We start from the raw sequence: 22,193 nt of genomic DNA, 5'->3' as shown, positions 1-22,193 counted from the left end.
AATATAGTTTGCACATTCCCTAAATGAAAAAGCTAAAGCAACTTATAAACGGTATCATAGTATATCGTTTACCAATTATTATCTTACTTTTTGTTTTAATGTGTTTTTCGGCACAACAAACGATTAAAAACTTAACAGTTGACAACTCTTTATCTATTTGGTTTTTAGAAGATGACCCCAGTTACAAAGCATATATAGATTTTCAAGAAGAAATAGGTTCTGATGAAATCTTTGTTGCCATGTTTCCTGTTGAAAACGCTATTGGCTTAAAAGAAAAGGAACATTTACTAGAATTGCATCAATCTATTGAGACACTTCCCTTTGTAAAAACTACATTCAGTTTAGCAAAAGCACAATACCCTATTTATGCCAATAACAAAATAAATTTTGACGATTTATATAATACAAAACGAAGCGAAAAAGGCTTAAAAAATGTATTATCTAAACTACCTAACATAGCATCGCAGTTGGTTACTAAAGATTTTAAAAATCAATTTTTTTACATTCAACTAAATCCAACGCCAACCATTGAAGCCCAACGTAAAATTATAGCTGGAGAAATCAGGCAAATTATAGCCGAAAAATATCCTAACTACTACCTAACGGGGCCGCCAGTATTAAATGAAGCATATAGCTTAGGTATATATAAAGAGAGCATGTTATTTGGGGTTTTAACCGTTTTGGTAATTACACTTTTATTAATGTTTTTATTACCAAGTAAAAGGTATTTATTAGTCTCGTTATTATCTGTTGCCATTCCATTAACATTACTGTTTGGGATTATCACATCATTTGGTTTTGCTTTAAATATGATATCAATGCTTATTCCTACCATTCTAATGGTTTACAGTGTAAGTGATGCAGTTCATATTATTAATATTTATCACAAAGAAGGACTTAAAAACAAAAATTTTGATAAAATTGAGCTAATTACACTAGCGATTAGAAAAAGCTTTACCCCTTGTTTTTATACCACCCTTACAACCTTTGTTGGGTATTTTGCATTATACTTATCACCATTACCAGCATTTAAAAACATGGGAATATTTACGTGTATTGGTCTTGTTTTAACTTTTTTATTAGTATACATAATTACTATTATCGGGTTTAGTTTTATGACGCTTAATTTTAAAGAAACAAAACCTGTTTTAAGACTAAGTTTTATAAGTCAAACCAAAGTAATCCATTGGTTAAACAGATTCACAACACGATATAAAACTAGAATTATATTAGGGTTTTCTATTATTTTGATATATGGTATTTACTCTATTTTTCAAGTGAAGATTGATACCAATTCTTTAGATCTTTTAGCAGAAGGGCAAGCAAAACAAGATTTAAGAATAGTTGAAAGTAAGTTAAATGGAAGCTCTAGAATCCAACTTGATATTTCAATGTTAAATGGCAATAAAATATTACACAAAGAAGCGATAGGTTATTTGGAAGAATTTCAAGTTAAATTAGAACAAAATTCACTGATTGCAGCTCCTGTATCTGTAGTAGATGTTAAGTCTTTTTTGGAGAGTCGTACACCCGTGTTGTTTCAAACAAATATTTCAAAAGAAAAAATTGAAAATACGTTAGCTTCCATAGATGCTAAAGAAAACAGTTTTTTTAAATTATTTTCAAATGATTTTACTTCAGCAGGTATTACTATTAGCTTCAAGGAAATGAATACGTCTCAACTAGAGCAGCTGTTGTTTGAAATAGAACATGATTTTAAAAACACCTTTCCTATAGAAAAATACAAACTAAAAATTAATGGTTTTGCAGTGGTTTTTGCGCAGCTAAATAATTTTATATTGGAAACGCAATTCAAATCATTTTTTGTGGCATTTATCGTTGGGTTTTTATGTTTATGGGTATTTATTCGAAACATAAGAACGACTCTTTTAGTACTAATTCCAAATGTTTTGCCACTTGTAGTACTCGCTATTATAATGAGTTGGTTTGATATTACTTTGGATGTCACAACAGCTATGATTACGCCAATAATGCTGGGTATAGCCATGGACGATACTATTCATTTGGTTTATAAATACAAGAGAACTAAACAAGTAAAAGATTCTCCTGAAGCACGAATGAATAGTGCTATGATGTATACTGGTACAGCACTTTTTTCTACTACAATTGCATTAGTTGGCGGATTTTTAATTATCAGTTCTAGTGCGGTGCCTTCAGTGAGTCATTTTGGGTTACTTTGTGCAGTAACGGTATCTATTGCTTTAATCACTGATATTTTTTACTTACCAGCCTTATTAAAAACTTTTGACAGGTAACATAATTTATTATCTTGGGTTAAAAGTAGAAAATTGATGATTTTAAAAAAACATTTCTATCTTATAATTGCTATTGCATGCTTATCCTGTAAGGATGATTTACCACCACCTTATAATGATGGCAAAAACATCATGTTTACCAATATTCCTTCGAGCCATTCTAACATCAATTTTCAAAATTCTATTAAAGAAACACCCGATTTCAACTTTTTAAATTACTCCTATATTTATAATGGTGGCGGTGTTGCAGTTGGTGATATTAATAATGATGGGTTAGAGGATATTTACTTTACATCAAATCAAAATTCAAACACGTTATACCTCAATAAAGGTAATTTTGTTTTTGAAGACATTACAAAATCGGCAGGTGTTGCAGATGCTAAAGGATGGTCTACAGGAGTTAGCATGATAGATATAAATAACGATGGTTGGTTAGATATTTACGTATGTAAATCGGCTTCTGTAAAAAGTAGAAGTTTAAGACAAAACAAGCTTTATATCAATCAAAAAAACAACAAATTTAAAGAGCAAGCTCTAGAGTATGGTTTAAAAGAATATGGGTTTTCTACGCAAGCCTATTTTTTTGACTACGATAAAGATGGCGATCTAGATATGTATTTGGTAAATCATAGTTTAGAAGCCAAATTGCAAACATTACTAAACCCAAGTTTACAAACCCGAATTACTAAAGATGATTTAGATAAATTATTTAGAAATGATAATGGAAAATTCGTTGATGTATCTAAAGCAGCTGGCATACAAAAGAAAGCTTGGGGCTTAAGTGCATCTATTGGTGACTTTAATAATGATAATTGGCCAGATATTTACGTAGCCAACGATTTTTTAGAACCCGATTTTCTATGGATAAACAATAAAGATGGCACATTTACAGATGAGGTGTTAACCAGATTTAAACACATTTCTAACAACAGTATGGGTTCTGATTTTGCCGATATTAACAATGATTTAAAACCCGATTTGGTAGTTTTAGATATGTCTGCTGCCGATAGAAAACGCGGAAAAGAAAACATGGCCTCTATGGATATTGCCAAATTTAACCGCATGGTATATAGAGGTTGGCATCATCAATACATGTCCAACATGTTACAGTTAAATATGGGCAATGGCACGTATAGTGAAATTGGGCAGTTTTCGGGCATTGCCAATACCGACTGGAGTTGGGCACCTTTGGTAGCCGATTTTAATAATGATGGCTACAACGATGTGTTTGTAACTAATGGTATTGATAAGGATATTGCCAATCAGGATTTTAGGAAAGAGATGGGGAAAAAATTGTCAAAATTTGACGAAAGGCAAAACTTAGAAACGGCACTACAACTGATACCTTCGGCAAAATTAGAAAACTACATGTTTCTAAATAATAAAGATCTTACTTTTAAAAATATGTCTCTTGCCTTTGGATTTGATACAAAAATTAATTCAAATGGTGCCGCTTATGCAGATTTTGATAACGATGGCGATTTAGATTTGGTACTTAACAACCAATCTGATAAAGCGTCTATTTATAGAAATAATAGTATTGCTAATTATATTAAAATAAACTTAGAAGGTTCAAATACAAACAAAAACGGTATTGGCGCTAAAGTTTTGGTTTATGCTGGTAATTTACAGCAAGTAAAACCGGTTTATACATCTAGAGGTTATCAATCTACGGTAACTAATAATTTAATTTTTGGCTTGGATAAATTAAAACGTATTGACAGTTTAAAAGTAATTTGGAATGATGGCAAACAAGAAACGCTAACCCAGATTAAAACCAACCAACATATAACCTTAGCGCATAAAAATGCAAAAGAAAACGATACCATTATTGAAACTACAGATTTACGTTTTAAAAGTATTTCGGCTTCAGCATTAGGCATCAATTACAAACACCAATCGGTAAAATTTAACGATTACAATCTTCAAGTCTTATTACCACAAAAACAATCTACAATTGATGCAGCTTTAACAGTTGCTGATGTAAATAATGATGGTTTAGAGGATTTGTTTCTAGGCAATACAGCAGGTTTTTCTTCTGAAGTATATTTTCAAAATACAAGAGGAGAATTCACATTATCTAACCAACCAATTTTCGAAAAAGATAAAGCATACAATGCTAATAATGCTTTGTTTTTTGATGCGGATAATGATGGTGATGAAGACCTCTATGTGGCCTCTGGAAATTATAGTTTGCCCAAAAACGACAAGCTGCAACAAGACCGCTTATACATAAATAATGGAAAGGGTGAATTTTCTAAAGGAAGATTGCCAAACATATTAAACGTTACTAAAGCGATTACCGCAGATGATTTTGATGGCGATGGCGATATAGATTTGTTTGTTGGCGGACGTGTGGTTCCTGGAAAATACCCTAAAGCACCAGAATCATACTTGCTTGAAAATAGAAACGGTACGTTTATAAACGCCACAAACAAACGAGCAAAAGCATTACAGCACATAGGTTTGGTAAATAATGCGGTGTTTTCAGATTATGACGGTGATGGCGATTCTGATTTAATTGTGGTGGGCGAATGGATGCCAGTAACGTTTTTAAATAACCATAAAGGTATTTTTAAAAAAGTAGAATTACCTAGCGATTCTAAAACTGGCTGGTTTCAAACAATTAAAGCGATTGATTTTGATAACGATGGCGACGAAGATTACTTTGTTGGGAATTTTGGAGAAAACAATAAATTTCATCCTACAGAGACAAAACCACTGCATATTTATGCCAATTATTTTGATAATAATGACAGCTACGATTTTGCATTAAGTAAAACGTATAATGGTGATGTATTTCCGCTTCGTGGGAAAGAATGTTCTACCCAACAAACGCCTTTTTTAAAGGATAAAATTGCATCTTATAAAGCATTTGCAAATGCTACTATTTTTGATGTTTACGGTAAAGAAACTATTGAGAATGCATTGCATTTAAGTGCAACAACCTTTAGTTCTTATTATATTGAAAACAAAGGGAACTCTAATTTTGAATTTCGCAGATTGCCCAATAAAGCGCAATTTGGACCAACCTTAGATTTCGAATTTTTGGATTGTGATAAAGATGAAACACCAGAAGTAATAGGTGTAGGAACCATGTATGACGCTGAGGTGGAAACGGTGCGTTATGATGCATCACAAGGTTATATGTTGAAAGCTAGCGGCAACTCAAAATTTACTACTTTAAATCAAACTATTTCTAATACCGAAACTAAGGCTATAGAGCAGATTCGGATAAATGACAAATTACATTTGGTGTTGTTTAATGCTGATAGTCAACTGCAATTTTTAAAATTGGAGTAATAAACGCCTGTTTTATTCATAAATGTGTTCCCCTTTTTATTCAAATTTAATGGTGAACCATTAAAACTTTTCGCAGGTAAGTCTAGTTCCTGATATATGCAAGCAGTTGCCGCATAATCCCAAATGCTACCGCCACCAGTTGCTGTTTTAGGCAGTTTTAAAAAACAAGCGGGTCCGTTTTCTAATACTACAATGGCACACATTACTGCGCCCGCACCCGATATCTCTTTAATGTTTTTTAATCCCAAACTTATTTTGTGTTTATTAAGAATATTTTGGATTTTTTCCTGCTTAGGTGTGTCACTCAACTTTTTATCGGTGACGTAAGTTAAATAATCGTTAGTGTTTTTAATATGCCAAGGCTTTTTGTTTTTATAAGCGCCGTGTCCTTTTATGGCGTGGTATAACGTTTCGGTACTAGGATTAAAAACAACGCCTATTACAGGTATGCCATCTTTTCTAATTAAAGCAATAGAAACCGAAAACCCAGGTTGTTTATTAATAAATGCTAGTGTTCCATCTAAAGGGTCTATACACCAAAAGAAATCTTTTTCAAATCTACTACCATCATCTTTGGTTTCTTCAGATAGTAAACCAATATCAAACGCTTCACAAGTGGGTTGCAAATACGACAAAATAATACGTTCACATTCACGGTCTACTTTTGTGACGACTTGAGAGGCGTAGGTAGAACCGCCTTCTTTTTGCTCCACAACAATAGCATTATTTATATATTTGTTGATGATTTTTCCAGCTGAAAGTGCTGCTTCAATAGCTAGAGTTGTTAAATGTTGAAAATCCATTGCTATAGGTTTTTGATAACTTTGGCAGTAATACGTTCGCTATAACTATTAATTTTCCAATGTCCAGGACTCCAACCTTTTAAAAACCGATGAAAATCTGCCCAAGCTACATGATATAAAGGTCGCCATTCGTTCTCAAGCGGTTTATTTGGTTTACCAAGTGCATTGTGTAAATGCGTAAAATAAGTGTCTAACACTTTTGATTCTAAACGTTCGCATTCGCTTTCATTAAGGCAACTGCCTATAAAATAAGCAACATCTTTCATACCGCATCCACCACCAATATATTGAAAATCTACACCAGCAACGGCACCGTTTTTAGAAAAACAAAAGTTTGCCAATTTAGCATCGCCATGTACAAAGGTTTTAAAGTTACAGTTGTTCAATTTTTTGTCAATAGCATTAGCTGCGTTCTTTAGAGCTGTATCATCTAAAACCTCAAGTTCTTGAGGTCTGGTTTCTAAATGCCAATAGGTGCCAACATCCCAAAGTTCGTTTGGTGTTTTGCCTAAATAACTCGCATGAAATTGCGCCAACCATTCTAAACACTTTTCAATAGTGTGCCATTCTACACTATGTTTGCGTAAAGGAAAACCTGCGGCGTCTAAATCCTCGAGAATAATAAGGGTTTCGTCTTGGTAGTTTTCAATACCAAAACATTTTGGCAAACGCGCCTTACAATGTTTACTGTAGGTTTTATACCAGGTGGTTTCTACTTTGTAAGATTTTAATTTTCGTTGGTGCCCAATATCGGTATGCCAGCCTCTTGGGTGATTTTGGCTATTTGGTAATTGCACGTGCTTTATCACAATGCTTTCTACAGGAGCGTTTTCTAAAGCAATACGGATAATTTTACCATAACCACTCCATAATTCTTGGATGGTTTCTTTTTCAACTAAAGAGGTGGCTCCTGTTTTTTGTAGAATGATGGATTTAAAATGGGTGTTCATAGGGAGGTAAAGGTAGGGAAATAAGGATTTTATGTTTGAAGAATTATGAAAAAAGCGACAAACTTGATTTGCCGCTTTATCCTTTTTGAAATACTTATTGAACTTAGAAGAAACTTGATAATATAGTGTAAAAACCAACCAATAGTGAGACTAGGGCAAATAAACCTATTGCAATTGCAATGAAACATCCCACTTGATTTTTGAATGTTTGTTTATGCTCTTCTGTTTTTTCAAGATTTATCTCAGATTTTTTCACATACTCAATACGAGAGAACTTAAAATCAGAATATTTCAAATCAATATCATGAGAGATCTCATAAACAATATTGGTGTTCATTTTATTTTCTTCAAACTCTAAACATGCTTTAAGAAATTGATTTACATGAAGCATAAGCCCTTCTTTATTAGCTTTAATATAGCTTAAGTATTCGTTGTCATCATAAAAGAACCCGATATAAGCCTTATCAAAAGAATTTTGATTTTCTATTTTTTTAATAAGACTATTTAATTCTTGATTTTTCATTTTCTGTTTTTATTACGTTTCTCCCGTCTAACCCTCCAAGGCGCATTTTTCTGCCAATCGCCAGCCATAATACAACCATAAGGCATCACTTTGTCAATGACTTTTCCTAAGCCGTATTCCTCCATTTGGGCTCTTACGGTTTTAGCATCTTTGTATGCACTTGGTAACTCGGTAATATCAATTTCCTTAGAGAAAAAGCGAACATCTAAACCTTGTGTTTCTTCCTTGAAAATTTGCATGATAGTTCCCGTTTTGCTTTTTCTGTGTTGCGTACGGCTTACATTTCTACCAGCACCGTGAGGCGCAAAACCTAAATTGGTTTTGGTGGTTTTACCTTCTACAATCAACACGGGTTCCGCCATGTTTAAAGGAATTAAACGAGGCCCTGTAATATCGGGCATAAACTTCGCATCTAAAGGTGTTGCGCCTTTAGCATGGTAAAACAAATCGCCATCTTTAAATACAAAGTTATGCTCGTTCCAGTATCTGTTTTCAATACCAATCTCTAAAGTTTCGGCAACCGAATTGTGAATCACTTCATGATTAGTTTTTGTCCAGCTTCTTATGGTTTGCAATGCATCCCAATAGGCTTGACCTTCCTCAGTTTCAAAAGGAATCCATGCATTTTCTTTTTTAGTGTCTGGAGACAATTCTTTTCTGTAACGTTCGGCTATTTTCATGCCTCTTGTGTACAATCTTGCCCCAGGACCTCTAGACCCGTGATGGGTAACTAACATGGTATTTCCTGTTTTTTTGGAAGTACCAACGAACAAGAAATGATTGCCATCGCCTTGCGTACCTAAATGTGCTCTTGCCATTTTAATCATGTCTTTATCGCCTAAGAAATAGTTGGCTTCAAAAGCGTCTAATAATTCTTTTGGAAAGCGAAATTGTGTATTTCTATCACGTCCACCAGGGCCAAAATGCGTATTGGCATGTGCAGCATCTAAAATGTCTTTTGGATTTGCTTTACCAAAATCAGTTAACATAACTGAACAACAAATATCTGCACTATGCATGCCTGGATGAATAGCATTTTTTGCAACTGCCACACCGCCAACTGGAATGTTGCCATCTGGACCCGCAGGACATGCATCTGGCATAATAGCGGCAGCAACTAAAGTTGGTGTTTTCATTAAAGTTTGCATGGAATTGATCACTTTAGCAACATTATCTTTTTCTAACTCATTTTCAGCTTTAATATTAATTGAAAAATCAACTGGATTTGCATGTAATGCTATCGGGTCTGGAGATTTAAACTGCTGTAAATAAGCCGTTAAATCATCGCCTTCTAAATTGTTTTCATTGATTTGTGTGATGGCCTCTTTCATCCATTTTCCTTGTCTGTAACCTAATGCGATTAAGTCTTTTCCTGTGATTTTTGTTTTCATGATTTCTAATTTTGTGGAAGCAGTAGGACTCGAACCTACACGTTCATAATGAAACGAGATTTACAGTCTCGCGAGCCAACCAATTGCTCAATGCTTCCTATTTGTCTGAGAAGCAGGACTCGAACCTGCAACCTCTCGCATCCAAAGCGAGTAAACAACCAATCGTTATCTTCCCAGTTTCATTAAGCCCCACCAGCTTCCTCGTCTGGTGGAGCACTACTTTTAAAGCCTGATTCCAAAAGGCTTTTAATTAATTACTCTGCAAATATTCCATGATATTGCGCAATGTTTTTGCGTAGTAAATAATTTATTTGTTTTTCTTTCTTTTAGCTTTTTTATTTTTGGATGATTTCTGCTTTTTAGGTTTTATTTTGTCTTTAATTCTTGATATTTCAGAATTAATAAAACCTGTAAACTCATCATTACAGCTAAATAATGTAGCTTTTTTTAGTGCTTTAATCGCTTTTTTGTACGCTTGAAGATTCTCAAGTAATTGTCCTTGTCTTAACCAAACTTCAGCCTTATTTAATCCTTTTATGGTAAAGGCAAAGTCTATTAATTTTTGAGCTTCCTCGTAATCTTCATTCCATATCAATACCAAAATATATTTTGGATATACTTTTTGAAAATCCATTTTATTAGCCAAAGCCTCAGCGTAATACTGTTTTGCTTTTTCGTAATCGCCAAATTGTTCGGCTTGTAAACGTCCTATTAAATACAAAGCGTAAGCATTATTGGCTTCGTAAGACAAGGCGTAGTTTAAATTTTCTACAGTTTCTTCTAAATCGTATGGATAAGCATCTATAGCTTTAAGCACATAATTGTTTAACAAATTTGTGTCCATTGTTTCCTCCTCTTGCCCCGAAAGCTTTCGGGATTGTTTCAGGATCTTTTTTAATTAATAATTTGATGTTTGTAAATTGATATGAAATGCTTCAACTGTGCTCAGAATAACAATACAATTTGTTTATTTTTTCTAAACTGTTTTTGGAAATGGTTTAGCAGAACGCTAACGACTGAAAACAAAAAATCCGAAACAGTTTGTTTAACGGCTTCGGATTTCTCATTTATAAATTTTGAAAAGTTTATCTAACGATAATCACGAAGCATCACAAAAGGCGATATGCCTTTCGGGAAATTTTGATATGTTATAAATAAACTCATAGTTTCTAATTTTTAATTCAACTTAGTTTTGGTTGAAATGCGTTGCAAAGATTTGAATAAATATTTCAATTTTCAAAATTTATTTTTTCAAATGCATGAAAAATGCCCTCATAATACGAAGTATTATATTTTTTTGAAAAAAGCAAATAATTTTTGTTTCAGGGTTCTTTTTTTCTAAATAAGCTTAAATATTTCTAATGTACTAATGAAGCATAAATCTGATTTACCTTTATTTAATTCATTTTTTAATTCTAGGCCTGGATGTATAAAATTTCTATATACTCTTGATAGATTAGTTAAGTGAAAAAAATCTTTTCCAAAAAAACCTTTTTCTTCTGAAAAAGATATTAAATCGAAAAGATTACAATCATATAAGTTCTTAGGTCTTGTATTTGAATATTGAATTTGAGTGTGTTTTTTTCGTTCGAGAAAATATGTAAGGACTAATTCAACAAATGAACCAGATAGAACTATTGTTGCTTTAATATTTCCAACGAGGTAATTAAACACTAATTCGTTAAAATCTCTCTTTACTAGAGGTTTATATTTTTTATTGATTTTGCCTATTTTCTCAATTATATTAAAATATTGTATTTCTTCTAATTTGGAGACATTGAGACCTTCGATTCCTTCTAGCCATTTTATGGGTAAATCATTTTCTGCGATAACTTTTCTTTGCTTATTTACAGCATCTTCAATGTAAGGATTCACTTTGTAAATAGGGACATCATAATCATCAAAATCATCTGTGAGATAGACATAGTTTTTGGATAGCCATATATCTTTTAGCTTTTCTGCTTTAGATATATTGGTGTTCATTAATGATGGAAAATAATCGTCTTGAATTGGAATTTCTCCATTATTATAATCATCATCTTTTCTTATATTCAATAAGAAATTGTGAAGCGATTCTAGTGAGAAATAATCTTCTTTATTTAATAATTTAATAGCTCTTTTAAAAGTTTTTTCTAAAAAATCGTTTTTGCTTTTTTCTTTTAGAATAAATTCTCTAGTTTCTTTAGTGTTTTTTAAATTCCTTGCATATAACTTCTCATCTCCTCCATCTATTTTTATAGCTTTTTCGTATAACTTGATTGCTTTTTCAACATATTTTATATCTCCCTTCTTATGATAGATATTAGCTAAGTTGTTTAGTGCTGCAGAAGAATCTTTATTTTTAGAAAGGTAATATTCGTAGGCTTTTTGAGCATTTTTTTCATCTTCTATTGAATGATATGAATAAGCTATTTCAAACCATGATTTAGATTTATCTAACTGTATTGAAGTGAAATGTTTTTTCAACTCAATAATTGCTTGATAATTTTCATCAGAAAACAGCCAATCAATAACTTGTTCAATGTAATATTCATCAAAGTTATTTCTTAATGGTCTGTATTTATTTAAGTCTAAACCGAGTTTTGTCATTAAGTCATCATAACTTTTTTTGCTACTGATTCTATCATTCAAACAATAGTAATAAGCTCTTGATATTCTTTTGTATATATAACTGTCACTATTATTATCATTTTTTAAAACTTCTCTTAAGGCGTTGAGACTATATTCATGTTTATTGTCTTGATAGTATAGAATAGCTTTTAGCCAATTTAATTTACTTAATGTGATTGGATCATTTGACTTTTTTTTAAATTTATTTAATTCTGTAATACACTTTCTGATGCTAAAATCATTTTCATAACTAAATACTACTCCTGAACCAGTTTCAATGGTAAATTCATGAAATGATTCAATATAGTCTATAGTTTCTTCTGTAAATGGAATTTTTAAAATAGAACTATTAAGTTCATCAATTTGTTTTACTTCTACCACGGTAATTATTATTCCAAATAATGCAAGCCAAAACGCATTATTAGGATAATCTGTATTTTTTAAGTTATAGCTTATAATTAATTCAAAAGCATAATTAAAGTTTTTAGATGCATTTTCAAAATTCTTTTCTTTATAATATGCATCTGCAATTTGACAATATATACCTGCAACATTTTCAGGTTTTCCACTAGAAACTGTTACAGCTTTTTCAAAATTTAATATTGCCGACTTGTAATCCTTACTTTTATAAAGTATCATACCTCCCTCATAATAAAGGCTAGGAGAGTTTAATTCATTTGCTTTAGTAGAAACAATATTATAAGCATCTTCATTTTTATTAATTTGTGTTAAAGCACGAGAATACCTTATTAAAAAATCAATATCACTAGAGAAGTTTTTTAAAGCATTTTTTAAAACTGTGATTAACTTGTAGTTGTCTTTTCTAAATATTCGAATTAACTCAACGACTGTGCCTCTAGGATATTCTTCATATTCAGTTGATTTTTCAAATGAAAATCTAGCCATATCAAAACTGTAAACAGGGTTATCTACAAAATCATTAAACCACTCTTTACTTTTTTCATTGTAATTTTTTCCTAACCAATAATGAATAAAACCACCTGCTTTATTCTCAGAATCAACTTCTAAGGCATTTTTGAAATACTCAACTGACTTTACAAAATTTCTTTTGTCATATTCTATGATTCCTGAAAGATAATAACCTCCAATTTTTTTTGGATATAATTCAATTATCTTCTTGCTTGTGTCAAAAGCCTTATCAAGATTATCTTTATCATAAAACCCCCATGCTTCAGTATTAATTTTTTGATATTCTTTATCTTCTTTGTTTGCCATGACATAAAGTTATTACAAAAGCATTTTCTAATTATTATTATTTTACTTTTTATTATATTTTTCAAAAGTCATATGAAGTTACGCAACCTTTTTGCGTAATAAATATTTTCTTCTAATTTAGAAGAAATATTTCAGAAAATGGCAGTAAACAAAAACGCATTAATCCGGTATAAAACCATTGATAAATGTTTGCAAAATAATTTCAGACAATGGACGCTTAATGATTTAATTGAAGCAGTTTCGGATGCACTTTACGAATACGAAGGAAAAGCTATAGATGTTAGTAAAAGAACGGTGCAACTAGACATTCAAATGATGCGAAGCGATAAGTTAGGGTATAACGCACCAATAGTGGTTTATGAGCGAAAATTTTATAAATATGAAGACGCTAGTTATAGCATTACAAATAGCCCAATTTCCAACCAAGATTTAACAAAATTATCGGAGGCGGTTTCATTTTTAAAACAATTTCAAGGATTTTCTCATTTTGAGGAACTAGGCAGTATGGTGCAGAAATTAGAAGACCATGTGTACACCCAAAAAACACAAGAAAAATCATTAATTGATTTTGAAAAAAATGAAAACTTAAAAGGACTAAAATTTCTAGATCCACTTTACCAGTTCATTTTAAAAAAGCAAGCTATTGAAATTACGTATCAATCGTTTAAAGCCCGACAAGAAAGCACATTTACGTTTCATCCTTATTTATTAAAAGAATTTAGAAATAGATGGTTTGTTATTGGTAAGCGACAAAAACATGAAGGTATTATGAATTTGGCTTTAGATAGAATGATTTCAATTGAAAAAAGTTTAAAATCATTTCTGTTAGATTCAAATTTTAATTCTGAAAACTTTTATAAAAATGCCATTGGTGTCTCTGTTAGTCCAAATTTAAAACCCGAAAATATGTTGCTGTACATCAACCATAAACAAGCACCTTATGTATTAACTAAGCCTTTTCATCACACGCAAAAAGAAGTGAGTAGAGACCATTATGGCGTAACCATTTCTTTAGAAGTTCAGCATAATTTCGAATTAGAAAAAGAAATACTGAGTTTGGGTGAAGGTATAAAAGTTATTGCTCCAGAACGTTTAAAACGCAACATAAAAGAACGTTTGTATGATGCTGTAGATGTTTATGAAACCGAAATTAATGATAAAAACCTCCGTACCATTGCAAAAAGACTTGAGTATAAAGGGTTCGGAATTCTAAACCATGTCTATACCAAACGCGACATCAGAAAACTTAAAGCCAAATTTGATACTTATATCAAACAAAATAATGAGCAAGCATTCGGCATGCGGGAAGTCCTCCAGAAATTACCTGAAATAAAAGATATTCTATTCAACAAAAACTTCAAAAAACTCGTAAAATCAATAGATAAAAACGCTTTTTTAACCAAGGCTATTTATTTTGATAAGTCCCCGCAAGATAATTGGTACGTAACATGGCATCAAGATGTGCCAATAAATGTTTTAGAAAAAATAGAAACTGTAGGTTTTAGTTCATGGACTAACAAAAAAGGTGTGATAAGTGTTTGTCCGCCAGAAGAAATTTCAAAAAATACATTTTCCATGCGTATTCATTTAGATGATACCACCGAAAAAAATGGAGCGCTAAAAGTTATTCCAGGATCGCACAACAAACGTTTAAATGATGATGAAATTAAATTAATAACTACCAATTCTATACCTTTTGCAAGCGAAGTAGCTTCAGGAGGTGTACAGCTTATAAAGCCTTTGTTGTTGCATGCGTCATCAGCATCGAAAGTTCAAAAAAGGCGTCGTGTATTACATTTAGAATTTTCATCTATTGCATTACCAAATAGGCTAGAATACAAAGAAAAGGAAGTGCTTTTCAATCCAAAATAAATCGTATCCAAAAAAAAGCGCCCAACATATTGGACGCTTTTAAATAGTATAGAATTTATAATTACTTATCTATTCATATTCTTTATTTGGTCCACAAAATCATCCAAATCAGCACCGTTACTTACTAGCGTTAATGCTTTATCGATAATGTATTTTACGTTCACTGCATGAAACCCAAGTCCCACTGCAATCTTTTTCAAAAGCGACATTTCATCATCACCAGTAATGGTATCTACATGTATCATTCGAACTAAATCGTATAAACGCTCTAAACGTAAATCATATGATACAGGTGGATTAATTGGATGTGAATTGTAATCTTTTAAAATAGCTTTGTAGTCGTTTTCACCAATCTCTAAACGCTGTGCTAATCGATCCAAAAAAGCCTTTTCATCATCAGTGATTACACCATCAGCCATAGCTACACGCACAATTGCAGCAAAATGGCTTTTATTACGCTTTTTAAAACCTCCGTCAAATAAATTTGAAAACGACATATATACATCTTTTTTTAGTGCTGCAAACCTACATATTTTTTTTAAGATTTTAAATTGAAATTTTAATTTTTTGGGCGTTACCGCAAGGGTCGGGCTTTCCATTACAATCTTTTTGCTCGTGCCTCACAAAAAGGATTTCCATTACAATCCCTAACGCAATGTAAAACTTCTAATAAACTCAGAAAATATTTGCCAAATAGGTACTTAATAAAATGTATCTAACCCTTATATTTGCACTTCAAACAAAAATTAGGTGAGTAAATCTACAATCTCTCAAACCTATTTACAGACTTTGCAAATGCAAAATCTGCAAAATGCTATTGCCCAAACTCAAAGTAAAACACACGTAAAAGGACTTATAGGGTCAGCATTATCTTTTGTAGTGGTGAGCACTTTTAAAACGGCAGAAAAACCATTTCTTTTAATTTTTAACGATAAGGAAGAAGCGGCACACTACCTTAACGATTTAGAACAGCTCTTATCTGAAAAAGATGTGTTGTTCTATCCAGGCAGTTACCGAAGGCCTTACGATATCGAGGAAACCGATAATGCCAATGTATTGCTTAGGGCAGAAGTGCTAAACCGCATTAATTCTCAAAAAAAACCAGCAATAATTGTTACGTATCCTGATGCCCTTTTTGAACAGGTAGTAACCCGTAAAGAGCTAGAACGCAATACACTTAAAATAGGTGTTAACGATAAAATATCTATAGATTTTGTAAACGAAGTATTGTTTGAATACAAGTTTAAACGCGTAGATTTTGTTACAGAGCCTGGAGAGTTTTCAGTACGTGGTGGTATTGTAGACGTGTTTTCGTTTTCGCACGATGAACCCTATCGTATTGAATTTTTTGGTGATGAGGTAGATTCTATTAGAACCTTTGATGTAGAAACACAATTGTCTGTTGAGCAAATCAAAAAAATCAATATTATTCCCAATGTAGCGAATAAGTTGACGGAAGAAAAACGACAAAGTTTCCTAAAATATATCGCTCAAAAAACGGTAATTGGTATAAAAAATGCAGATATATTATTCTCTAGAATAGACGATTTTTATACCAAAGCAGAAGACGCTTTTAAGGCACTTTCAGAAGATATAAAACATGCTAAACCACACGAATTATTTTGTAATTCAGCATTATTGAAAAAACAATTGCTCGATTTTTCAATTATTGAATTTGGGAGTACTTCTATTTTTAATACGAACGTCATTGTGAGTGAAACGTCGCAAGCTCCTCGTAATAACGAAATCGTTTTTAACACCACCCCACAACCTGCTTTTAACAAGCAATTTAATCTTTTAATCGAAGATTTAAACGCTAACCAAGACAAAGGCTATACCAATTACATCGCTTGTGTAAGCGAGCAACAAGCCAAACGATTTCACGATATTTTTGATGATGCCAAATTAGATGTAAAAGAGTATCATACCGTAATTTTATCGCTACACCAAGGCTTTGTAGACCACGATAACAAAATTGTTTGCTATACAGACCATCAAATTTTTGAGCGATACCACAAATTTCAGCTTAAAAATGGGTATGCAAAAAAGCAAGCCATTACTCTAAAAGAACTTACTAACCTAGATATTGGCGATTATGTTACCCATATCGATCATGGTATTGGGCGTTTTGGCGGACTTCAAAAAATAGATGTAGAAGGCAAAAAACAAGAAGCCATAAAATTAATTTATGGCGAGCGCGATGTGTTGTATTTAAGCATTCATTCGCTTCATAAAATCACCAAGTTTAATGGTAAAGATGGCAAACCACCTAAAATTTACAAACTTGGTAGTACTGCTTGGAAAACCCTTAAACAAAAAACAAAAGCACGTGTAAAACATGTTGCGTTTAATTTGATAAAACTCTACGCAAAACGTAAAACCGAAAAAGGCTTTCAGTACAATCCTGATAGCTACATGCAGCATGAGTTAGAGGCCTCGTTTATTTACGAAGACACACCCGACCAAAGTACAGCAACTGCAGATATTAAAGCTGATATGGAAAGCGAACGCCCTATGGACAGGCTTGTTTGTGGCGATGTTGGTTTTGGTAAAACCGAAGTAGCAATACGTGCCGCTTTTAAAGCCGTAGATAACGGCAAACAGGTTGCCGTTTTAGTGCCAACTACCATTTTAGCATATCAACATTCCAGAACATTTAAGCAACGATTAAAAGATTTCCCCGTAGTTGTAGATTATGTAAATAGATTTAGAACAGCCAAACAAAAACGTGAAACTTTAGAGGCTTTAGCTGAAGGTAAGGTTGATATTATTATCGGCACACATCAACTTGTCAATAAAAATGTAAAATTTAAAGATTTAGGATTATTAATAGTTGATGAAGAGCAAAAATTTGGTGTAGCCGTAAAAGAAAAACTAAAAACCTTAAAGGATAATGTAGATGTGTTAACGTTAACTGCAACACCAATACCAAGAACTTTACAGTTTAGCTTAATGGCGGCAAGAGATTTATCGGTAATTACAACACCACCGCCAAACCGATATCCTATTGAGAGTCATGTAATTCGTTTTAACGAAGAAACCATTCGTGATGCAGTAAGCTATGAAATTCAGCGTGGCGGACAAGTATTTTTTATTCATAATCGTATAGAAAATATTAAAGAAGTTGCAGGCATGTTACAACGTTTGGTACCCGATGCTAAAATTGGTATTGGCCATGGGCAAATGGAAGGCAAGAAGTTAGAAGCGTTAATGCTACAGTTTATGGACGGTGGATTTGATGTTTTAGTAAGTACCACGATTGTAGAAAGTGGTTTAGATGTACCAAATGCCAATACTATTTTTATTAATAATGCCAATAATTTTGGATTGAGCGATTTACACCAAATGCGAGGTCGTGTGGGGCGAAGCAATAAAAAAGCATTTTGCTATTTCATTACACCGGAATATTCTGCAATGACCGATGATGCCAGAAAACGTATCACTGCATTAGAGCAATTTACAGAGTTAGGTAGCGGTTTTAATATCGCGATGAAGGATTTAGAAATTCGTGGCGCTGGCGATTTATTGGGAGGCGAACAAAGTGGATTTATTAATGAGATAGGATTTGATACCTACCAAAAAATTCTAAATGAAGCTATTGAAGAACTGAAAGAAAATGAGTTTAAGGACTTATATCAAGACGATGGCGAAGAAAAGATTTTTGTAAAAGATGTAACTATCGATACCGATTTTGAGCTTTTATTTCCTGATAGTTACGTGAATAATATTGCAGAACGTTTAAATTTGTACACGCAGCTTAATAATTTGAAAACTGAAGCAGATTTAGAAAAATTTAAAACAGCGTTAATAGACCGTTTTGGAGAATTACCAAAGCAAGTGACCGATTTATTAAACAGTGTCCAAATAAAGTGGTTAGCTACTAAAATAGGCTTTGAAAAAGTAATTATGAAACAAAATAAATTGATTGGTTATTTTATTCAAGATCAGCAAAGTAGTTTCTACCAAAGCCCTAACTTTACAAAAGTATTACAGTTTGTACAAACGCATCCGCAAGTTTGTAAAATGAAAGAGAAGCAAACCCGAAACGGACTACGTTTATTACTAACGTTCGAAAAAATAACATCAGTAAAACAAGCTTTAGAGGCATTGCAACCTATTGTGGCTTGATTTTTGAAATCTAAAAAATAAAAACTTTAACAGATGAAACGCATTCTTTTTCTAACACTTTTAATCCCGAGTATAATACTTGCTCAACATAAAATAAAAGGTGTTTTTTATCCGGCTAAAGATTACAATTTCGCATTGCTTTATAAAGTTGGCCCAACAATATCTGATTATGTAACGAATGCGGAGATTGGTGAAGATGGAAGTTTTGAGTTTACCTTAGATTCTACAGCTACTAAAGGCATGTATCGATTGGTTTATGCTGTGCCTCAAGAAGATTATAATTTCGACATCATGTATAATGGTGAAGAAGACATCGAATTAACATTTATTGCTGAAACAGGCGTGGATTTTTTAAAATCTACCGATAATAAGCTATTAACATCTTATACCAATAGTATGTCTATGGTTACCCAAAGTATAGGTAATTATTATAGCCAACAGAGTAATGATTCGATTGCTTTACATGCTATTTTTAAAACTCAAAGAGAAACACAAACCAGTTTTGAGGAGGCTGCTAAAGGCACAATGGCTTTAGATTTTATAAAGGCAAATAAACCCTACATACCAGAAAAGATTGAAGATGTAAACACCTATATTCAAAATTTAGAAAAACACTATTTTGATTATGTAGATTTTAGCAAGCCAACACTGCAAAGTTCTAATTTTTTAGAAGAAAAAATACTTAATTATGTTTTCGGAACATCTTCTAAATCTGAGGATGAAATATCAAAATACAAGAAGAATATAGATGTGGTTTATAGTCATTTAAAAGTGGCTCCCCATAAAGTGCAACGGATTTTATTATTTGATTTGTGGCAACAAATGTCTGATTTAGGTTTTGAGTCGGTTTCAAACTATATATCAGAAAATTATTTGATGGATGTGGCTGTTGCTTTGAATGATCAGGAGCTTTTGCATGCTTTAATTTTGTACAAGAATATTTCTAAAGGACAAGTGGCTCCAGATTTTGATATTGAAATTAAAGAGAAAGAAGAGCTGATTACAAAGAAACTTACAGAGTTGGAAGGTGCCGAAAATTATATTATTACGTTTTGGAGCAGCACCTGCTCGCATTGTTTAGATGAAATTCCTCAATTGCATACTTTTATAAAAGCGTTTCCAGAAGGAAAAGTAAAAGTAGTTGCAGTAGGTTTAGAAGATGAACCTTATGGTTGGAAAAATTTAACCTACGATTTCCCAGAATTTATTCATGTTTATGGGGAAGGTAAATGGGATAATGAAATTGGTGATGCTTATGGAGTAACATCCACACCTGCTTATTTTATTTTAGATAAAGATAAAAAGATAGCTGAAAAACCTATTGACTTTAAAGCTCTAAAAGCGTTTTTTGAAACTGATGAATAAGTTAGGGTTTACTATGAAACAGTTTACAGTGTCTTAAAAATGATAAAAAGCATTTTCTAAATGCTCAATATTAAAACCTTTGCCTTCTTTTACAATTGCAACAATATCAAAGCGAACTTCTACATCTAAATCGTTTACGGTAACATATTCATCAACAGCTTTTACCAAGTTTTTTATTTGTTTAGGTTTTACAAAATCTTGAGGATCTCCAAAATCGACTGTAGAACGCGTTTTTACTTCTACAATGGCAAGAATATCGTCTTTTTGAGCTATAATATCTACTTCAGCTTTTTCAAAACGGTAATTGCGTTCTACTATAGCGTAGCTGTGCTTCAAAAGAAAATCTACAGCAAGTTGTTCACCTTTTTTACCGAGTTCGTTGTGTTGTGCCATAAAGCTAAAATAGAACTATTTTTAGTTTTTTGTCATTCCGCACTTGATGCGGAATCCACAATGTATTAACGTTATTCGATAGGGGTTACTGCTAATCCATAAAAAGAGTTTTCTTTTTTAACGATACGGTTGAAATGCTGAATAGAATAATCCCAGATATGTCTCATAGGTGTTTCAATCTTAATTTCAGTAAGTTCCTCACGATTCAGTTCATTTAACGTTTTATTGAATTTTATTTTTGATTTTTCTTGTCTTACGTTTTGATATACTGAATTAATTATAGCGTTCATTTCTAAGAAGTTATGATAATTAGATTCCAAATCGTAAAGATTTAAAATAGTGTTATTTTTCTCTATCCAAGGTTTAATAAGGTTTTTCAAATGATTCGTTTCAATGATACTATCTTTATAATAAATTCTATTATTTTTCAATAGGATTAATTTTGTGTTCGGTTTTTTATCGTCTGATTCTGAATAATATAACGGCGGAGGTGGAGGGGACTGATATCTGTTTTCTAAAGTATTAATGTGGTAATCGTCATGTTCTCTAAATGGAGGAAGTTTTTTGGTTAATTTTTCATACTTGTAATACAAGCCAAGTGAATCACTATATTTTAATTGAATATCATTAATAAAACATATTTTTAGTTGATTAACCTTTTTGTGTTCAAAAAATATGTCTTCAAGATATTTCATTGGAGTTGTTTTTTCTGCTAATAAATAGGTGGAATAAAAGGGAATTAATTCGTGTCTCTCAGAAGCTCTTTCAATACATATAAATGCGGGTAAATCTTCTATTTTTGCATGTTTATCGTTAAGTTGTAAACTGAATTTATTATTATCTAAGCGTTTTCCAAATAACATATAATACTTGTATGCATCATAATTTATACTCTCAGAATTGAAGTATTCTGAATTTGTTTTTGGTAACTCAATTTTGGTGATAGGCTTATCCCACAACCAACTTATAATACTGTCATTGTTATCTTTAATGTAGAATGAATTTTGTAATAATATGGTGTCCTCAATCATATCAGCTTTAATAGACCAATTATTGAACAAAAATTTATTTTTTTCAATTTTTAAAGCATATTTATGTGAATAATTAAAGCTCCAATAACTGAATTTAATTGAATCATTTTCAATATGGAAAAACATTGGAGTTTCTGATCCGTCGTTTTCTGATTTGGATATTTCTGATACCCATTTGCCTTCATATTTCTCTTTACGATTACAAGAGCCAAGACAGATAATCACTATTAAAAAAAGAAAGGTTTTTTTCATAATGGCTAATTTAGTATTACAGCCCCAATAAAGATATCAAAGTTATCCTCTAAACAAAAA

14 protein-coding genes and 2 tRNA genes are annotated in these 22,193 nt (G+C 32.1%); 5 read left to right on the top strand and 11 right to left on the bottom strand.

All coding sequences use genetic code 11. The annotated features are described in order from the left end of the window. Positions 1–23: 23 nt before the first annotated feature. Both Q0772_RS03705 and Q0772_RS03700 read left to right on the top strand, forming a co-directional pair. The gene (locus Q0772_RS03705; RefSeq protein ID WP_298340480.1) at positions 24–2,276 is read left to right on the top strand and encodes an MMPL family transporter; all 2,253 of its coding nucleotides are present in this window, start codon (positions 24–26) and stop codon (positions 2,274–2,276) included. 36 nt (positions 2,277–2,312) lie between these two features. Further along, entirely contained in the window at positions 2,313–5,579 is a 3,267-nt protein-coding gene (locus Q0772_RS03700) for a VCBS repeat-containing protein (protein ID WP_298340478.1), read from the top strand. Here Q0772_RS03700 and Q0772_RS03695 read toward each other — a convergent pair. From Q0772_RS03695 to Q0772_RS03660, 8 genes are all read right to left on the bottom strand, one after another. Beyond that, a complete protein-coding gene (locus Q0772_RS03695; RefSeq protein ID WP_298340477.1) occupies positions 5,552–6,382 on the bottom strand; it encodes an inositol monophosphatase family protein in 831 nt (276 codons plus the stop codon). The two genes, Q0772_RS03700 and Q0772_RS03695, sit on opposite strands and share 28 nt — an antisense overlap. 2 nt (positions 6,383–6,384) lie before the next feature. Beyond that, the gene (locus Q0772_RS03690; RefSeq protein ID WP_298340475.1) at positions 6,385–7,332 is read right to left on the bottom strand and encodes an oxidoreductase family protein; all 948 of its coding nucleotides are present in this window, start codon (positions 7,330–7,332) and stop codon (positions 6,385–6,387) included. Between the two features lie 103 nt (positions 7,333–7,435). After that, entirely contained in the window at positions 7,436–7,855 is a 420-nt protein-coding gene (locus tag Q0772_RS03685; protein ID WP_298340473.1) for a hypothetical protein, read from the bottom strand. Next, the gene (locus Q0772_RS03680; protein ID WP_298340471.1) at positions 7,852–9,246 is read right to left on the bottom strand and encodes an RtcB family protein; all 1,395 of its coding nucleotides are present in this window, start codon (positions 9,244–9,246) and stop codon (positions 7,852–7,854) included. The genes Q0772_RS03685 and Q0772_RS03680 overlap by 4 nt, the downstream gene beginning before the upstream one ends. A 14-nt stretch (positions 9,247–9,260) precedes the next feature. Beyond that, positions 9,261–9,344, bottom strand: a tRNA-Tyr gene (locus Q0772_RS03675). 6 nt (positions 9,345–9,350) lie between these two features. Further along, positions 9,351–9,423 (bottom strand) — tRNA-Pro (locus Q0772_RS03670). A gap of 130 nt (positions 9,424–9,553) precedes the next feature. After that, positions 9,554–10,090, bottom strand: a complete 537-nt coding sequence (locus Q0772_RS03665; RefSeq protein ID WP_298340469.1) for a hypothetical protein — start codon at positions 10,088–10,090, stop codon at positions 9,554–9,556. A 494-nt stretch (positions 10,091–10,584) separates the two neighbouring features. Then, positions 10,585–13,092, bottom strand: coding sequence for a hypothetical protein (locus Q0772_RS03660; protein WP_298340467.1), 2,508 nt, complete (start codon positions 13,090–13,092; stop codon positions 10,585–10,587). Positions 13,093–13,230: 138 nt separating this feature from the next. On the opposite strand from Q0772_RS03660, the gene Q0772_RS16265 reads away from it, so the two are divergent. Next, positions 13,231–14,964 carry a WYL domain-containing protein gene (locus tag Q0772_RS16265; RefSeq protein ID WP_366105104.1) on the top strand — a complete coding sequence of 578 codons (1,734 nt, stop codon included), beginning with the start codon at positions 13,231–13,233 and terminating at the stop codon, positions 14,962–14,964. A gap of 65 nt (positions 14,965–15,029) precedes the next feature. On the opposite strand, the gene Q0772_RS03645 is transcribed toward Q0772_RS16265, so the two are convergent. Then, complete coding sequence (locus Q0772_RS03645; RefSeq protein ID WP_298340465.1) at positions 15,030–15,461, bottom strand: TerB family tellurite resistance protein; 432 nt, start codon at positions 15,459–15,461, stop codon at positions 15,030–15,032. Between the two features lie 253 nt (positions 15,462–15,714). Between Q0772_RS03645 and mfd the strand changes: the two genes are divergently transcribed. Both mfd and Q0772_RS03635 read left to right on the top strand, forming a co-directional pair. Beyond that, on the top strand, positions 15,715–19,092 hold the full coding sequence (mfd, locus tag Q0772_RS03640) for a transcription-repair coupling factor (protein ID WP_298340463.1): 3,378 nt from the start codon (positions 15,715–15,717) through the stop codon (positions 19,090–19,092). Positions 19,093–19,125: 33 nt separating this feature from the next. Beyond that, positions 19,126–20,457 carry a TlpA disulfide reductase family protein gene (locus Q0772_RS03635; RefSeq protein ID WP_298340461.1) on the top strand — a complete coding sequence of 444 codons (1,332 nt, stop codon included), beginning with the start codon at positions 19,126–19,128 and terminating at the stop codon, positions 20,455–20,457. 33 nt (positions 20,458–20,490) lie between these two features. Here Q0772_RS03635 and Q0772_RS03630 read toward each other — a convergent pair whose 3' ends face one another. After that, on the bottom strand, positions 20,491–20,850 hold the full coding sequence (locus Q0772_RS03630) for a YraN family protein (protein WP_298340459.1): 360 nt from the start codon (positions 20,848–20,850) through the stop codon (positions 20,491–20,493). 71 nt (positions 20,851–20,921) lie between these two features. Then, a complete protein-coding gene (locus tag Q0772_RS03625) occupies positions 20,922–22,133 on the bottom strand; it encodes a hypothetical protein (protein ID WP_298340457.1) in 1,212 nt (403 codons plus the stop codon). Between the last annotated feature and the right edge of the window lie 60 nt (positions 22,134–22,193).

The sequence above is a fragment of the uncultured Algibacter sp. genome (assembly GCF_947490405.1).
In the GTDB taxonomy this organism is placed as follows: domain Bacteria; phylum Bacteroidota; class Bacteroidia; order Flavobacteriales; family Flavobacteriaceae; genus Algibacter_B.
This window is presented reverse-complemented; position numbering and strand designations above follow the sequence as displayed.

Excerpts from the sequence above, each read along its gene's own strand:
- Q0772_RS03705 (WP_298340480.1), top strand. The coding sequence starts at position 24 with ATGAAAAAGCTAAAGCAACTTATAAACGGTATCATAGTATATCGTTTA.
- Q0772_RS03700 (WP_298340478.1), top strand. The coding sequence starts at position 2,313 with ATGATTTTAAAAAAACATTTCTATCTTATAATTGCTATTGCATGCTTA.
- Q0772_RS03695 (WP_298340477.1), bottom strand. The coding sequence starts at position 6,382 with ATGGATTTTCAACATTTAACAACTCTAGCTATTGAAGCAGCACTTTCA.
- Q0772_RS03690 (WP_298340475.1), bottom strand. The coding sequence starts at position 7,332 with ATGAACACCCATTTTAAATCCATCATTCTACAAAAAACAGGAGCCACC.
- Q0772_RS03685 (WP_298340473.1), bottom strand. The coding sequence starts at position 7,855 with ATGAAAAATCAAGAATTAAATAGTCTTATTAAAAAAATAGAAAATCAA.
- Q0772_RS03680 (WP_298340471.1), bottom strand. The coding sequence starts at position 9,246 with ATGAAAACAAAAATCACAGGAAAAGACTTAATCGCATTAGGTTACAGA.
- Q0772_RS03665 (WP_298340469.1), bottom strand. The coding sequence starts at position 10,090 with ATGGACACAAATTTGTTAAACAATTATGTGCTTAAAGCTATAGATGCT.
- Q0772_RS03660 (WP_298340467.1), bottom strand. The coding sequence starts at position 13,092 with ATGGCAAACAAAGAAGATAAAGAATATCAAAAAATTAATACTGAAGCA.
- Q0772_RS16265 (WP_366105104.1), top strand. The coding sequence starts at position 13,231 with ATGGCAGTAAACAAAAACGCATTAATCCGGTATAAAACCATTGATAAA.
- Q0772_RS03645 (WP_298340465.1), bottom strand. The coding sequence starts at position 15,461 with ATGTCGTTTTCAAATTTATTTGACGGAGGTTTTAAAAAGCGTAATAAA.
- Q0772_RS03635 (WP_298340461.1), top strand. The coding sequence starts at position 19,126 with ATGAAACGCATTCTTTTTCTAACACTTTTAATCCCGAGTATAATACTT.
- Q0772_RS03630 (WP_298340459.1), bottom strand. The coding sequence starts at position 20,850 with ATGGCACAACACAACGAACTCGGTAAAAAAGGTGAACAACTTGCTGTA.
- Q0772_RS03625 (WP_298340457.1), bottom strand. The coding sequence starts at position 22,133 with ATGAAAAAAACCTTTCTTTTTTTAATAGTGATTATCTGTCTTGGCTCT.